The organism is Neobacillus soli NBRC 102451 (assembly GCF_001591665.1).
Taxonomy (GTDB): domain Bacteria; phylum Bacillota; class Bacilli; order Bacillales; family Cytobacillaceae; genus Neobacillus; species Neobacillus soli.
This window is the reverse complement of sequence record NZ_BCVI01000023.1, coordinates 1-15,112: the sequence shown is the minus strand read 5'-3', so window position 1 is coordinate 15,112 and position 15,112 is coordinate 1. Positions and strand designations below refer to the sequence as shown.

General features: G+C 40.7%; 20 protein-coding genes. 6 read left to right on the top strand and 14 right to left on the bottom strand.

Features of this window, described 5'->3' with window-relative positions; genetic code table 11:
- Window positions 1-147: 147 nt before the first annotated feature.
- From BSO02S_RS09460 to BSO02S_RS09430, 7 genes are all read right to left on the bottom strand, one after another.
- Complete coding sequence (locus BSO02S_RS09460) at window positions 148-1,656, bottom strand: leucyl aminopeptidase (protein WP_066065900.1); 1,509 nt, start codon at window positions 1,654-1,656, stop codon at window positions 148-150.
- 63 nt (window positions 1,657-1,719) lie between these two features.
- Window positions 1,720-2,100 carry a DUF309 domain-containing protein gene (locus BSO02S_RS09455; protein ID WP_066065909.1) on the bottom strand — a complete coding sequence of 127 codons (381 nt, stop codon included), beginning with the start codon at window positions 2,098-2,100 and terminating at the stop codon, window positions 1,720-1,722.
- Window positions 2,101-2,185: 85 nt separating this feature from the next.
- The gene (spsC, locus tag BSO02S_RS09450; RefSeq protein ID WP_066065897.1) at window positions 2,186-2,794 is read right to left on the bottom strand and encodes a stationary phase survival protein SpsC; all 609 of its coding nucleotides are present in this window, start codon (window positions 2,792-2,794) and stop codon (window positions 2,186-2,188) included.
- Between the two features lie 292 nt (window positions 2,795-3,086).
- On the bottom strand, window positions 3,087-3,410 hold the full coding sequence (locus BSO02S_RS09440; RefSeq protein WP_066065893.1) for a YuiB family protein: 324 nt from the start codon (window positions 3,408-3,410) through the stop codon (window positions 3,087-3,089).
- 183 nt (window positions 3,411-3,593) lie between these two features.
- On the bottom strand, window positions 3,594-3,719 hold the full coding sequence (locus BSO02S_RS27520; RefSeq protein ID WP_169802739.1) for a YuiA family protein: 126 nt from the start codon (window positions 3,717-3,719) through the stop codon (window positions 3,594-3,596).
- Window positions 3,720-3,876: 157 nt separating this feature from the next.
- Window positions 3,877-4,368, bottom strand: coding sequence for an NUDIX domain-containing protein (locus BSO02S_RS09435; RefSeq protein WP_066065890.1), 492 nt, complete (start codon window positions 4,366-4,368; stop codon window positions 3,877-3,879).
- A 68-nt stretch (window positions 4,369-4,436) separates the two neighbouring features.
- Window positions 4,437-5,657, bottom strand: a complete 1,221-nt coding sequence (locus tag BSO02S_RS09430) for an NAD(P)/FAD-dependent oxidoreductase (RefSeq protein WP_066065906.1) — start codon at window positions 5,655-5,657, stop codon at window positions 4,437-4,439.
- A gap of 473 nt (window positions 5,658-6,130) precedes the next feature.
- Here BSO02S_RS09430 and BSO02S_RS09425 point away from each other — a divergent pair, with 473 nt between their 5' ends.
- The gene (locus BSO02S_RS09425) at window positions 6,131-7,129 is read left to right on the top strand and encodes an NAD(P)/FAD-dependent oxidoreductase (RefSeq protein ID WP_066065889.1); all 999 of its coding nucleotides are present in this window, start codon (window positions 6,131-6,133) and stop codon (window positions 7,127-7,129) included.
- Window positions 7,130-7,350: 221 nt separating this feature from the next.
- Here the strand turns inward: BSO02S_RS09425 and BSO02S_RS09420 are convergent, their stop codons facing one another.
- Together BSO02S_RS09420 and BSO02S_RS09415 are read right to left on the bottom strand one after the other, a co-directional pair.
- Window positions 7,351-7,716 carry a HesB/IscA family protein gene (locus tag BSO02S_RS09420; protein ID WP_066065886.1) on the bottom strand — a complete coding sequence of 122 codons (366 nt, stop codon included), beginning with the start codon at window positions 7,714-7,716 and terminating at the stop codon, window positions 7,351-7,353.
- Between the two features lie 129 nt (window positions 7,717-7,845).
- On the bottom strand, window positions 7,846-8,085 hold the full coding sequence (locus BSO02S_RS09415) for a YuzB family protein (RefSeq protein WP_066065883.1): 240 nt from the start codon (window positions 8,083-8,085) through the stop codon (window positions 7,846-7,848).
- Window positions 8,086-8,302: 217 nt separating this feature from the next.
- Here BSO02S_RS09415 and BSO02S_RS09410 point away from each other — a divergent pair, with 217 nt between their 5' ends.
- Window positions 8,303-9,370: an NAD(P)/FAD-dependent oxidoreductase gene (locus tag BSO02S_RS09410; RefSeq protein WP_066065879.1), complete on the top strand. Its 1,068-nt coding sequence runs from the start codon at window positions 8,303-8,305 to the stop codon at window positions 9,368-9,370.
- Window positions 9,371-9,407: 37 nt separating this feature from the next.
- Here BSO02S_RS09410 and BSO02S_RS09405 read toward each other — a convergent pair whose 3' ends face one another.
- Complete coding sequence (locus tag BSO02S_RS09405) at window positions 9,408-9,734, bottom strand: YuzD family protein (RefSeq protein ID WP_066065876.1); 327 nt, start codon at window positions 9,732-9,734, stop codon at window positions 9,408-9,410.
- Between the two features lie 168 nt (window positions 9,735-9,902).
- Between BSO02S_RS09405 and BSO02S_RS09400 the strand changes: the two genes are divergently transcribed.
- Window positions 9,903-10,124 (top strand): NifU family protein, encoded by a 222-nt coding sequence (locus BSO02S_RS09400; protein WP_235846895.1) that lies wholly within the window; start codon window positions 9,903-9,905, stop codon window positions 10,122-10,124.
- A gap of 49 nt (window positions 10,125-10,173) precedes the next feature.
- Here BSO02S_RS09400 and BSO02S_RS09395 read toward each other — a convergent pair whose 3' ends face one another.
- Both BSO02S_RS09395 and yutH read right to left on the bottom strand, forming a co-directional pair.
- Window positions 10,174-11,163, bottom strand: a complete 990-nt coding sequence (locus BSO02S_RS09395; protein WP_066065869.1) for a 2-hydroxyacid dehydrogenase — start codon at window positions 11,161-11,163, stop codon at window positions 10,174-10,176.
- Between the two features lie 88 nt (window positions 11,164-11,251).
- Window positions 11,252-12,265 carry a spore coat putative kinase YutH gene (gene yutH, locus BSO02S_RS09390; protein WP_066065864.1) on the bottom strand — a complete coding sequence of 338 codons (1,014 nt, stop codon included), beginning with the start codon at window positions 12,263-12,265 and terminating at the stop codon, window positions 11,252-11,254.
- A gap of 215 nt (window positions 12,266-12,480) precedes the next feature.
- On the opposite strand from yutH, the gene BSO02S_RS09385 reads away from it, so the two are divergent.
- Entirely contained in the window at window positions 12,481-12,993 is a 513-nt protein-coding gene (locus BSO02S_RS09385; RefSeq protein ID WP_066065903.1) for a phosphatidylglycerophosphatase A family protein, read from the top strand.
- Window positions 12,994-13,023: 30 nt separating this feature from the next.
- On the opposite strand, the gene nucF is transcribed toward BSO02S_RS09385, so the two are convergent.
- Both nucF and BSO02S_RS09375 read right to left on the bottom strand, forming a co-directional pair.
- Complete coding sequence (nucF, locus tag BSO02S_RS09380) at window positions 13,024-13,788, bottom strand: 5' nucleotidase NucF (RefSeq protein ID WP_066065862.1); 765 nt, start codon at window positions 13,786-13,788, stop codon at window positions 13,024-13,026.
- A gap of 60 nt (window positions 13,789-13,848) precedes the next feature.
- A complete protein-coding gene (locus tag BSO02S_RS09375; protein ID WP_066065859.1) occupies window positions 13,849-14,286 on the bottom strand; it encodes a DUF86 domain-containing protein in 438 nt (145 codons plus the stop codon).
- A 165-nt stretch (window positions 14,287-14,451) separates the two neighbouring features.
- On the opposite strand from BSO02S_RS09375, the gene BSO02S_RS09370 reads away from it, so the two are divergent.
- The gene (locus BSO02S_RS09370; protein WP_066065856.1) at window positions 14,452-14,724 is read left to right on the top strand and encodes a DUF3055 domain-containing protein; all 273 of its coding nucleotides are present in this window, start codon (window positions 14,452-14,454) and stop codon (window positions 14,722-14,724) included.
- A 55-nt stretch (window positions 14,725-14,779) separates the two neighbouring features.
- Window positions 14,780-15,067, top strand: coding sequence for a cytosolic protein (locus tag BSO02S_RS09365; protein ID WP_066065854.1), 288 nt, complete (start codon window positions 14,780-14,782; stop codon window positions 15,065-15,067).
- Window positions 15,068-15,112 lie beyond the last annotated feature (45 nt).

The following is a 15,112-nucleotide window of genomic DNA, read 5'->3' as shown; positions in this document are numbered from 1 at the left end:
GCTCGTCACGCGAAAAAATTCGGCTCCCTCGGGAACTCTAGATATTTTTAACATAAAAATGACGTGTGACAGAATCACACGCCATTTCACATACGATTTTTTGCACCTAAAAGCAGCTTCCTTTAAACCCAATACTGCAGAAAATGATTATTCCCCAATTGGTTCAAACCGTTCGACAAATAAGGCAAGCGTCCGTGTCATCACGCCGGTTGCACCTGCTGGACCAAGATCATAAGCCTTTCCTGAGGTAGCAGTCCCGGCAATATCTAAGTGGACCCACGGAGTTCCTTCAGCAAATTCACCGATAAACGCACCGGCAACAAGGGCATGGCCTTCACTGCCAGGAGAATTATTTAAGTCCGCCACTTTGCTGTTTCGGACTCGCTCTATTTCACTTTCAAACAATGGCAATTGCCACATTGGCTCGCCTGCTTCCACTGAAGCCCCTCGAACCTGTTCAAATAACTGATCATGATTAGTCATGGCCCCAGTAGTATGGAGGCCGAGTGCCGTAATTACTCCCCCAGTTAATGTGGCAACATCAACTAAATAATTGGCACCATGCTGCTTCGCATAGGTAACTGCATCCGCCAACACAAGACGGCCCTCCGCGTCCGTATTTAACACCTCAATTGTTTTGCCGCTCATGGACGTAATCACGTCATCCGGCTTAAAAGCGCCCCCGCTAATCATATTATCCGTTGACGGAATGACAGCGACCACGTTTTGCTCAGGTCTAATTTCGCCGATGATTTCCATGGCACCGAGGACAGCTGCTGCTCCTCCCATATCTGTTTTCATCCCGACGATTCCCGCTTTTGTTTTAATAGAGTAACCGCCCGTATCAAAGGTAACACCTTTTCCTACCAAACCAATAACGTCTTTCCATTCATCTTTTCCTTGATATTTCAGGACAATCATCTTAGGAGGCTCGGTTGATCCCTGGTTAACAGCAAGAAACGCACCCATTCCGAGCTTTTCAATCTCAGGCTTATCTAAGATTTCCACCTCGAAGTCATACTTTGCAGCAAGTTCCTTTGCGTAATTAGCCATGTCTGTTGCCGTAAGTAAATTACCAGGGATGTTGACAAGGGTTCGAGCTGAATTCGTCCCTTTTCCAAAAGCGTAACCAACAGTCAGAGATATCTCGATATCCTCTTCATTAAAATCTTCACTATAAATCGTCACATGCTCAAGCTTTTTCTCCGGTTCATTAGACTTTTGCCTGTAGCCCTCAAATTGGTAAGTGGCGAGGGCAAACGCTTCACTCAAAGCATGAGCGGCGTCTAGGCCATCTAGCTGCTCGGTCACAAATGAATCTAAGTAAAAAGCTGTTTCTTCCAGCTTACTTGCTTTCACTTCTTTAAAAAGCTTACCGAATACCTCTTTAAGCTTATCAAAGTTTAATTCCTTTTCTTTTCCCAGACCCACAAACCAAATGCGCTTCGCACCGATTTTACCAAAGCTATGTACTTTATTAATGCTCTTTAATTTGCCTGATATGTCACCAGACTTCACCAGTTCTGTAAGCTGTCCATCGAACGATTCATCAAGCATTGTTAGTTTTCCTGCGAACTTTTCCGGTTTATCAAAAAGACCAATAACTAAACCTTCATGTTCAGCCGCTAGTTCTAATTCCTTTTTCACATGAAACATGTTCACTCCACCTCCGTGTTAGTCTCCTTCATTATATCGAAAAGGATTGTTTATTTCGAGTAGCTAATTATCTTCCAAGTACAACAACAAATGGGGTAGCTCCGGCAAGCCGCTAACCTTATCATATGGAACTTTATCAATATCCTTCGGGAATACCGAAAGACTTTGTTCAATAAACGGATAGACCTTCTCCAAATCTAGTCCCCAGAACTTAGGGCGGTACCCTTTCAAATAGTCGTGGGACGTCTGCATCATCAGCCGCGCCCCTTTGACATTCCCATAGCTATAATGGTAGATGGCCACACTCATTTGCAGGAGACCCTTTAAAAATAAATTATCCTTATCGGTCATCCACATTTCTTCAAGTAAATCATGGCAAGTATAATAATCCCCTTCATTGAAGCTGACAAAAAACTCATAGTATTCAATCGGATAGTCATTGATCAAACAGGGGTCCCCCTCATGCCCATATAATGGATTCCTCTCCCCCATCCTACCATAACAGCAAAAAACAGGCACAAGGCCTGCTCTATCTTTTTTCCGAGCTAATATATTGCTGGCGAAATACTTGCAGCGCTTTATCTTCATTTAATGCCTGCAGCTGCCGCTCTGTCAGTTTCCCATTTCCTTTTTCAACCACATAGACATCAACCTTCTTTTTCCCCCAAAGTTTATAAACATCCTCAACCGTTTTATAATAAAGGTCCAATTCATTCCCTTTAATCGCTCCCCCTTTGTCAGCAACGACCCCATATCCATAGCCTGGAATAAACAGAATCGTTCCGATTGGAAAAACGGTTAAATCGGCTGCAACGGTTGAAAATAGATCACGTTTTACTTTTACACCTGAATAGGTGATCCCATATTCGGGATGGCCCTCATTTTTCCCTGTCGATTCATAACCTGCTGTATAGCCTGTAGCTGTAACTGTATGTTTAGGGTACTTTGACCAATCAAAGGCCTCTTCTAACGGTGGCGCTGTTCCAGAAACGGTCTCACTCGACGTGATAACAGATGCCAATTGAGTAAATAGCAATTGTGCATTTACACCAGAAATTGATTGAAAGGTTGCTAATAATGCCATTATGAAAAGACATACAAAGGCAAAACGCTTTGCCCAACATTTAATTTTGTTCATCAAAATTTTCACTCCTCCCAAAATATTCATTCCCAAGCTGTAGGGAATTATACAAAAAGAAGATAAAAAAATTTTTAGAACTGCTGTGTAAAGGTCTTGTTGATTTTGTAACTATGTTGATTGGAGCGGAAGGCGCGAGACTCCTGCGGGAGGAAGGGGCAGGGGAGACCCCGCAGGCGCGAAAGCGCCGAGGAGGCTCCCCGGACCGCCCGCGGAAAGCGAAGCTTCTTGAGCGAAAATCAACAGGCATGTTTAACAAAAAAAAAGACCATTCACCCCAGGGTAAACAGTCTTAAAACATTTGGTATCCATTTTTTCGTAATAACTTGATTGTAAAACCAGCCCCGACCGCTCCAGCAAGTCCACATAACAAGATAAGAATATCTGCAGTTGCTAGGGAACTAAACCTGTGACCAAGCTCTTGAAAGGCCAATTTACTATTTGTAAAATATTCACTAAAACTTACTTTATCGACAATTAAAATGGCCACAATTGGGTACACTATCGCCATAACCCATGACATCCGCAGAAGCATATTTAGGATAAAGCCAATTCCAAAAAATAATACAAAAAATAATAACATCGATATGACTAAGACAACGATGCTCATTTGCACCAGAGATTCCCCCTTTATACATCAACATTTAGTGTACTGAATGTCGAAAAGGGAGTCAATAAAAACGAATAAATTTTAACCTATTGGCGCTTTGCAAATAGAAAAAAATAGCCCTCCGAAAATAGATTCGAAGAAGCAGTTCAAGACGTTAGTATTGGCTGTTAATAATAAAAGTTAATGCCCTTATTTTTCCTTCTTGCCGGTGCCCTCGCAACAAGAACAAGTTTCTGAGCCCCCGAGCACCAATTGAAAATATCCATTCCCAGAGCAATAATCACAATTTTTTGTATCTAAGCTTTTAACTGCCATCTTAATTATCCCCCTTGTTATATTAATTTAATTTTCTGATAATATAACAAGAATTCTAGAAAAAGAAAAGTGCTGAATTCGAGCAAATTCCCGAAGGAAAACGGATACAATGGAAGTTTTCTTTCATTTCCGAGCTGTTACGTAAATTTTCTAAAAATTACAAAAATAATTTATAAGCAGTATACCCGAACTGATCGCCCGGGTTAAGGCCGTCGATACCAGGTTTGAGACAGGATTCATTTTCTTTAATAAGGTATTTTAGCAATATGGAAGCATCCTTTTCCTGAAGGAGCATTTCCGGCGCCATGTAGCAGGCATCGTAGAGTTCCGTTTCCTGGTGGATGACTCCTCCCTCTCCGTTTGGTTCCAGTAAAAATACCATCATATTATCGCTGATTTCCCCGTGTATAACACCTGTTCTAAGCCCCAGCAGTCCCTTTACCTGACATGATATTCCGGTTTCTTCCTTTACCTCTCTTATAACGGCTTCATCTGCCGTTTCTCCTTCATCGACGAATCCTGCTGGCAATGACCATTGGCCCTTTAATCCTCCGTATCTTTTCTTTACAACCAGCCACTCGCCCCGACTCGACTTAACTAATCCGGAAACAGCTAACCAAACCTTTCCGCGTTTTTCACGATTACTCATTAAAACACCCCTGCTTTATAATACCAAAAAAAGGACAGCATCGCTCGCTGTCCTTTTTCATTTGCTACTTATTTATATAGGTTTAATTTTCCTTTTTTCAAGACGAGACCTGCGCCGCCAATCATGTAAAGGGCACGATTATCGACGACTTTTTTCATGATGGATGCCTTGGTTCCAGTTATCTTTTTACCAAAAACAACCCCAATGGCATCATCATCACCAAGTGAGCAAACCGTTCCTTTATTATCGAAGGTAAAGGTTTCTAATTCCGTTTTATTACGAACTAAGGCTGCAATATTGCGGGCACAAACTTCACCCTGCTGCATCGCGATTTGTGCAGTAGGAGGATACGGACGATTAATTTCCTCATTAATCATCAGGGAGCTGTCACCAATCATGAAGACATCCTCGAATCCCGGAACACGAAGATCCGGTTGAACCTTCACCCGGCCTCTCATTGCTTCAAACCCGGATTTTTCAATAACGGCGTTCCCACGAATTCCAGCGGCCCAGATAACAGTACCCGCCTTAATTTCTCGCGGCTCATCCTCACCTTTTGCGACAAAAATCCCTTCAGGAGTGGCTTCCTTAATGGCCGTTCCAATTAGAAACTCGACACCTTTACGTTCAAGCTGTGAAACTGCATAATTCACTAATTCTGGATCGAATCCAGGCAATACGGTTGGTGCTGCTTCCACACAAGTAATTTTTACTTTATGAAAATCGACATCATATTCATGGCATAATTCAGGAATGCGGTTCGTTAATTCGCCAAGGAATTCAATCCCCGTGAATCCGGCCCCACCGACAACAAGCGACAAACGATTGTCGTCCTTTACTTCTTCCATATTATATGTGGCAAATTGGTATTCAATATGCTCACGCAATTGACGTGATGAATTTATATTGGAAATTCCAAATGCATATTCTTTTAAACCTTTAATTCCAAACGTTTCCGGTTCGCCGCCAAGCGCAATCACAAGGTAGTCATAACTGACTTCACCTTTTTCTAAAATAACCTTCTTTTCTTCTTTGTTAATCTCTATTACCGTATCTTGTACAAATTCTACCTTACTACGGTCAATGACATCACTAATATTATATCGTACTTTATCATGATGCAACGTACCTGCTGAAGCCTCATGTAACCATGTGGTTTCATAATGGTAGTCATTCTTATTCACTAATACAATATCCGCTTCATTTACACCAATTAACTTTTGTAAGCGAACTGTTGTCATAAGTCCACCGTATCCAGCACCAATTATAACAATCTTAGGCTTTCTCAAAGTGATCACTTCCACCTTTATAGTATTTTTTGAATGAACCCTTTTTTTCTTATCTTCCACTGCTTTACCCATTTTTATTTTGCGAAATGGCAAAACGTATGTGATATAATTCACGAATAAGGTCAAAAAAAACGATCTGATTTGCAAGCGCATAGAAAAAACAGTGGTTTTAGCAGATTTACGAGCGATTAGGATGTCATAACTTCCCAATGGCCATAAAAATGTACTCTTTTTGTCACAAAAATTTAACAATATATCCACAATACATCTTATGCTACTTTCACTCTATTTTCAAGCGATTTATGTAAATTATTTAACTTAAATATATTAGAAATATTCACATTCTAGGACTTGCAGGTCTTTAATATGAAATTTTTTCTTACAATATATATTAGCCTATAAAGATGTGAGCATTTTTTTAGTTTATGATATTATAGTGATTGGAGATGTTACTACTATTGGGGGGATACGGAGTGCAAGAGAATCAAAAAGTTTATGATATTACAATCATTGGCGGCGGTCCTACCGGTCTATTTACTGCCTTTTACGGAGGAATGAGACAAGCCTCAGTAAAAATCATAGAAAGCTTGCCACAATTGGGCGGTCAATTGTCAGCGCTTTATCCGGAAAAATATATTTATGATGTTGCCGGTTTTCCAAAAATCCGAGCACAAGAATTGATAAATAATTTAAAAGAACAGATGAGGAAGTTTGCACCAACTGTAGCGCTTGAACAATCTGTTGAAAAGTTAGAAAAACAAGAAGATGGAACATTCAAATTAACGACCAATAATGAAGTTCACTATTCAAAGACGATTATTATTACTGCTGGGAACGGTGCCTTCCAACCGCGTCGTCTCGAGCTTGAAAGTGCTGTTCAATACGAGCGCAAAAATCTTTACTATTTTATTGAAGATTTAAATCAATTTGCCGGTCAAAAGGTAGTTGTATTTGGCGGCGGCGATTCCGCAGTCGATTGGGCCTTAATGCTTGAGCCAATTGCGGAAAAAGTTTCCCTTGTTCACCGTAGAGATAAATTCCGTGCCCACGAACATAGTGTAGAAAACTTATATAATTCAAAAGTCGATGTAAAAACGCCTTATGTTCCTGCTGAATTAATTGGCGATGAAAACGGCATTAAGCAAGTAGTCCTTGAAGGTACCAATGGTGATGAAAAGGTAACCATTGATGTCGATGCTGTTATTTGTAACTATGGATTCGTTTCTTCTCTTGGACCAATTAAGGAATGGGGTCTAGAAATCGAAAAGAACTCGATTGTCGTTAATTCAAAAATGGAAACGAATACACCAGGAATTTATGCGGCTGGAGATATATGCACATATGATGGGAAAGTGAAATTAATTGCCTGTGGCTTTGGTGAAGCACCAACAGCGGTAAATAATGCCAAATCCTATATCGATCCAAAAGCAAAAGTTCAGCCAATGCATAGTTCATCAATGTTTAATAAGTAAGAAAAGCGGAAGCACCCGTTTAGCGGCGTATCGACTGGAGCGCTTTGACTGAGATAAAGGAAACACGGAGCTATAGTCGCTTCGATGTTGACTTATCGTAGGGAAAAGAGCGAAGTCCACTAGCCGCTGGGTGCTGGAACTGGACATTTCTCAAAACTCAATAATTTATTTTCCTTTTTAGCAAAAGGCGCCCGCTATCGGGCGCCTTTATTTTCTCTAACCTAGCATTCCTCAGGTGTTCCAGACGCCGTTGCTGTCTTGAAGGAAGACCCACATCCACAGGATGCGATCGCATTCGGGTTTTCAATCGTAAATCCGCCGCCCATCATCGATTCTTTATAATCAATTGTCGTTCCTTGTAAGATGGAGGCACTTTCTTTATCAACTAATACTTGAATTCCATATTGTTCGAAATGAAGGTCATCTTCATTCACATCATGTTCAAAGCCCATTCCATAGGATAACCCGCTGCAGCCGCCGCCTTTAACGCTGACCCGTAACAGTGCACCCTCTTCTTCATTATGCTTCATCATCTCTTTAATGTGGAGTGACGCGGCTTCAGTTAAAATAACAGTATCTTTACTCATCATGACTCCCCCTTTTTGAAAGGCTTTTAATATAGTATATACACTTCGTTTACAGGACTCAACTGTTTAGATTCTCATAATTAGCATATGATACAACTATAAAAAGGGAGCAGTGACGCTCCCTCTAATTTAAAACATCGGATTTTCCTCTAAATATTGATAAATGTTATCAACCAGCTCATCTGCTGTCATTCCTGTTACTACTTCGCCGTTAACAAGAGCATAAAGAGTGGTGGCACATTTTCCGCAATATCCGAGACATCCATATTCGATAATATCCAAGTTAGGATCTTTTTGTAATTTTTCAAGTGCCCTTTGAGCACCATTTGCCAGGTTGCTTATACAAAATTCAATGATGGGTTGAATCATTGCTTTCACCTCTCCACAACTAATTATCCTACTCCATTTAGCCCACTTCGTCAATTACCATGTAATAGGTGTAAATGTCAAGATAGGGATGAAAAATGTTGTGATTTTGACACAATTTAGATATACTCGTATGTGTTAAAGAACAACCGGAATCGTATTCAAATAGTTAGTTTTTATACACACCTATGAAAACCGGATAATCAAAGGGGAATAAAAAATGAAAAACCTTGTCATTCTTGGTGGTGGATACGGCGGAATGAAAATATTGAACGAACTTCTTCCCAACCATTTACCAGAGGACGTGCAGATTACACTTGTTGACCGCGTCCCATACCATTGTTTAAAAACGGAGTACTACGCCTTAGCGGCTGGAACTATTTCTGACAAAGAAATTCGTGTTGCCTTTCCGGAACATCCTCGATTAGCAGTAAAATACGGAGAGGTAATCAGCATCGAAACCACAGATAGAAAAATATTGTTAAAAAATGCGGAACCAATAGCTTATGATGAGCTTATTATTGGTCTTGGATGCGAAGATAAATACCATGATGTCCCTGGTGCAGACAAATTCACCTACAGTATCCAAAATATTGAAAAGGCCCGGCTTACCTATTCAGTCTTAAACAATCTTGGTCCAGGCTCTGTAGTAGGTATTGTTGGGGCAGGTCTTAGCGGAGTGGAGTTAGCAAGTGAATTGAGTGAAAGCCGAACGGATCTAAACATTAAATTATTTGATAGAGGAAACCATATTCTCTCAGCATTTCCAGAACGGTTAAGTAAATATGTTGAAAATTGGTTTAACAAAAATAATGTTGAAATTATTAATCATTCGAATATCACCAAAGTAGATGAAAATTCTTTGTACAATCACGATCAGCAGATCCCTTGTGATGTAGTTGTTTGGACAGCTGGTATTCAAGCCAATGAAATTGTCCGTAATATGGATGGGGAAAAGGATCGAATGGGCAGAATGGTTATCACGCCACTTCACCATTTGCCCAATGATGAACATATTTTTATCGTCGGTGACTGTGCCAGCCTTCCACATGCTCCAAGTGCACAACTAGCAGAAGGACAAGCTGAACAGATTGTTGAAGTATTAAAGCGGCGGTGGAAAGGCGAGGAGCCTCCTGCTTCCTTCCCGCAAATTAAACTCAAAGGTATCCTCGGTTCCCTTGGGAAAAAGCATGGGTTCGGGATGATGGCAGACCGTCCCATCACAGGACGAGTCGCCCGTATATTAAAATCAGGCATCCTGTGGATGTACAAGTTTCACCAGGGATAAAAAGAAGCATTCCAATCACAATTGGAATGCTTCTTTTTCAAATCGCTTGATATCCATATTTCTCGAGCTCCGAAAAGATGGTCTTTAAACGCGGGTTTCCCTCACCAACGATTTTGTTTTTAATGACAACTACCGGGTAAAACATGTCCTCTTCAATGACTTTTTGGGCAAAATTAACCTTGTCGCTCTCACCATTAGGCTGATGTATATCGACATAGGTCATTTTAACCGGCTGGTCGGGGAACTTTCTGGCAATTGCCGCATCGAGCCATTCAAAGGTTTCTTTTGAAGAAGGTAAATTCACACAGCTTGGGCATAAAGTTTCGGCACCATATAGAACAATTTCCACTTCATTCTTATTCATAAAAACCATTCCTGTCTTTTTCTTCTTATTTTATAATAATATCACTGTAAAAACTAAGAAAATGTCTTAAATTGTTTCACTTCCTAATTTCTGAGAATGGATTTTTAACGGCGATGACATTATAATGTAGGTATAGGAAGGGAGTCGATTAATTTGGCTGAACAAGAAATGTTGGAGCAAGTTCAAGAAGTACTAGATAAATTACGTCCATTTCTTCTTCGCGATGGCGGGGATTGTGAATTAGTAGATGTAGAGGAAGGGATTGTTAAACTCCGCCTACTAGGTGCATGCGGCAGCTGCCCAAGTTCTACAATCACCCTAAAAGCCGGCATCGAAAGAGCACTTTTAGAAGAGGTCCCTGGTGTTGTAGAAGTAGAACAAGTTTTCTAATGAATGATAAAAGCGATTGCCATCAACGGCAATCGCTTTTTATATATGATTAAGCTCTTACTAAGGGCATCCAATCTTTATTTACAAGTGTTTTTGGCGCTTTCCCTACTAATACGGCTTCGATATTATCGATGCAGAGCTGCATCATCGTCATTCTGGTCTCCACACTAGAGCTGCCGATATGCGGCAGCGCAACGACATTGACAAGCTTTAGCAGTGGATGGCCGGCATCGATTGGTTCTTTTTCAAAAACATCAAGCCCTGCCCCGGCGATTTCCCCCGCTGATAAAGCATCATATAAGGCCTGCTCATCAATAACCGGACCTCTTGAAGCATTGATAAATATTGCTGACTGCTTCATCTTTTTAAATACATCACGGGTAAACATGTTTTTTGTTTCTCCTGTAAGCGGCGTTAGACAGACGATAAAATCCGACTGCTCGACAAGTTCATTAAAGCTAACGTAAGCAGCCCCCAGCCGCTGTTCGACCTCCGGCTTCCTTGTCCGGTTATGGTACAAGATGTTCATTTCAAAACCTGTGGCCCGCTTTGCCACTGTTTCGCCAATTTTCCCCATGCCGACAATCCCAATGGTTTTATGATGAATATCATGACCAGCCAACAATAACGGGCTCCAGCTCTTCCATTTTCCCTCTTTGACAAACTCTGCCGCTTCAACAACCCTGCGCGCTGTTGCCATCAGCAACCCGAAAGTTAAATCCGCTGTGGTATCTGTTAATACATCTGGAGTGTTACAAACAGCTATCCCTTCTTCGCTCGCCGTTTTCACATCAATATTGTCGAATCCAACGGCAAGGTTTGCAACAACCTTTAAATTCTTCCCAGCTGTTAACACCTCTTTATCAATGGAATCAGATAACACGGTGAAGAGTGCATCTGCTCTCTTTGCTTCAGAGAGTAATACCTCTCTCGGAACCGGAATATCTTCCTTTTCCCACATCTTGACTTCGTATTTTTGTGTGATTGCCTCGGCAACTGTATCCGGAAGCTTTCTAGTTATATAAATGTAAGGTTTCATGGTAATTTCCTTTCTTCAGTTCATACGATGAAAATTATTTACTCTATTTTATTTTATCATACTCGGGGTTATTAAAAAGTTATCCTGCTTATTTGTAAAGCCATTCAAGATGGGGGAGATTAAACCGTTTAATGGGTGCACCCGATATTTGATAGAACCCTGCTAAAAATCGTTCATATTCACCTGATTGTCGTAAGATTTTACTTAATTGTTCCTCAAGAACCTTCTTGTCCTGCTCCGAGCGGGTAATATAATAATTCTCAATACATTCGAAATAATGGAGGGGGAAGATCAGCCGAGAATATAATAAGCGCCATGAAAAGGAAGACAATGGGACAATGCTTTGGTATTCCTCAAAGAATTGCTTTAAATCCACATCATAGGTTTGGAAATTACGAAAATAGCGCTCCCTTGTCCACTCAGCCAGATCTCGGCTGCGATGGTCAAAAACCCAATCAAAAGGATTTTTAATCACATAATTTTGATGGGGCCCCCATGTTCTCTTTGTAAATCGCTCATGGCAAACGGTGCCGCTATCCGTTTCTAACGGTTCTTCATCAAGCTCGGTATCAACTAAGTATTGAATGGCATTCTCCGTTAAGCCGAGATAATAGGGAAAGGATTCGATAAATATTCTTTCAAACTCATCCTCAGGAGTTTGAAAAAGAAGACCATTCCATACGCCCTCCATTTGTTCGAGCCGTTTTTCCCATAATGACTTCCATTGCCCAATCCTGCTTGACCTTTCAATTTGAAAAGGAACACTCCTGCCGCGTTCATGAAACTTGGCCAGCTTCCGCCCCAATCTTATTTTTCGCTGCTCCTCTGTTTGCCGATTCGCTAATACACAATATTTATTTTGCTCCCATGTCGCAATTAAATTCCCATCCTTTGATGGCAAAAAGATGGAGACATTTTGATCCCCATTATTTCTTAAGTGCTGGGCAATTTTCTCGAGTTCGCTAATATCTTCCTCTTCCCTGCCGGTTGGATTAGAGATTAAATATAGCCAGCCATTTCCTCTTAGTGCATCATAAGCCTCTAATTTCACATATTCCTGGGCAGTAATTCCATATTGATCTTCAAGCATCTTCTGCAGCATTAGGTTCCCACCTCTATCCTTACTATCTTCTACAGTCATGTATATGTATGATCATTGAAAAACTTGATGTCTTTGCTGTTTTTTTAAAAAGAAGCCATGAGAAATATAGTGAAAATGATGCAATTTTGGAGCTGTTTTTTTATGCTGAATTTGCATATATTATGGAAATAGCGTATATATATAGTGAAAATCCAGGAGAAAAGGTGATCAAAGAAATGGCAGACGACAAAATAGTAGATCTTACCGAAGAAACTGCACGAAGATGGATTAAAGAACGAGGTGTCGAAATTCAGGATATTGCCGACTTGGTATTTTATTTACAGGAAAAATATCATGAAAACCTAAAAATGGAAGACTGTATTGCCAATGTGGAGCGCGTACTTTCAAAACGTGAGGTTCAAAACGCCGTTATCACAGGAATTCAGCTTGACATGCTTGCTGAAAAAGGGATGCTTGAGGAACCCCTTCAATCGATTATTGGGTCAGATGAAAGCCTTTACGGTGTCGATGAAATTCTTGCCTTATCGATTGTGAATGTATATGGCTCCATCGGCTTTACCAATTATGGATATATTGATAAACAAAAACCAGGAATTTTAGCGCATTTAAATGATAAATCAACGGGAGAATGTCATACTTTTTTAGATGATATCGTTGGGGCAATTGCCGCCGCTGCATCGAGCAGACTGGCTCACCGGGCGGCCCGGGCAGAGAAAGAAAAGAAATAAGAAAAGGATGGAGACGTCTCCATCCTTTTCTTATAGTTCCCATTGATCCAATGTATCAATTGCATAGGTCGGCAAACGGTCATAGCCTGCAAGCGATTCCTTTGAGGTTACACCCGTATGTACTAATAAAGTGTCCATCCCCGCATTCATTCCCGCTAATATATCGGTATCATAATAATCGCCAACCATTAACGTTTCATCTTTGGACGTTCCTAAAACGCTTAAGGCCTGTTCCATAATAATTGACTCAGGCTTGCCAATAAAAATCGGCTCGGTTTGTGTGGATACAGTGATAACGGATGTAAGTGATCCATTCCCGGGAAGGAGCCCTCGTTCGGTGGGAATCGCTATGTCACCATTTGTCGAAATAAAAGTCGCCCCGTTGCGCACGGCTAGGCAGGCAACAGCTAATTTTTCATAGCTGATGGAGCGGTCAATCCCAACGACAACATAATCGGCATGTTCTCCGGCCATGGAAAGCCCTTTTTCGGCCAGAGCCGTTCGGATTCCTTCTTCACCAATGACATAAACAGAAGCATCATTTTTTCGTTCATAAATGAAATTAGCGGTCGCTTGGCTAGTTGTAAACACAAGCTTTTCTTCGGCTGGGATATCAAAGGCTAGCAATTTCTCAGCGACTTGTGCCGGCGTTCGGGATGAATTATTTGTCACGAATAAGTAAGGCAGACATTGATCCCGAAGTCTTTTGACAAAATCTGAGGCAGCCTCAATCCGTTCTGCGCCCCTGTACATCGTCCCATCTAAATCAATTAAATAGCCTTTATATTTTTTCAATAAAATTCACTCCTCAAACATATTTTTTGCTTAAGAAAAAGACCGGGTAAGCGGTCTCTATTAGTTTTTAAATGCGGAAACTGGTCCTAATTCATTGACTAAATATGTACGGACATTTGTCGTAAAGGTTTCCAACTCAGGAAGATATTTTGAAAATTGCTCCTGCAATTCTTTATGGTCAATTTCTGTATAAAATTGGACAAGTTTTTTTCGATATTGAACAATAACTTTTAATCCAATTCCCGTTTCAGCGGAGACCACCTTTTCATCGATTAGTATGTCGATAATATCCTCATAGCTGCCAGGATCACGCATGATAAAACCGTCGATCATCGCATTTCCAATATCCAATACAGACTCAATCATCATTTGGTTCAAGCGCTCTAGTGCTGCTTTTTCAAGTGGGGTTGACCAAACCTTTTGGCTTCCGAAGAGATTGATTAGTTTTTCTAAATAAACTAACAAGGCTTCAATTTTTTCCCGATCAACAAAATACATCCCATCCACTTCCTTCACTTGGTCATATCTATGTAGTCATACCGTCTATATTGTAACACAATTTGACAGTATTCGTGTTTTTTCAGAAACTCTCCCAACATAGTTCGAAATTTGATACTATAAAGAAGATGATTAATAGTCATAACCTTAAAGGAGACCTATTTTATGAAAGAACGTTTTTTCTTATACGATGATACAGAAGATACAAAAACAAGATTTGTCAGCTTTGTTGGTGAAAACCAGCGATTTGATTTAGCGATTGTTCAAAGCAACCGACACTATGGCAAGTCACTTGTACTTGATATGCAAGGAAGCCGCTTTGCCATCATTGGCCCAAATGATTTGGAAGAGGAAGGCTATGTAGAGTTTGCTTTCCAATTAAATGAAGAAGATGCGGAGGAATTAAGATCCTTCTTAATGGAAGTGGTTCAATTTTGACCACATGTTTTTCACTCCCGACGACATACTAGTATGTATTAAGGAGCGTGAAAACATGGCAGAAAAGGATTCAAAAAAATATACGGAGCTATCCACTGTAGCAGCCCAAAGGAACTTTCTAACGGCACAGGAATACCCGGAGGGTCCTTATGGATCACCAATTCGCAAAGATGAGCCTGTTCAGAATAAGAGTACGCCGTGGCGAGAAGGTCAGCGCAAATATAGTGCCTATAATTATGAATTTAAATCGCTCCATCAGGATTTACCAAGACAAATGGACGGCGCCCATCCACCCCACGACGACCCTGACACCGATATACAGCATCCTTATTCTGAGGGATAAGAAAAGCGCAAGCGCCCTGTTCAGCTCACGACAGGCCTGGAGCAT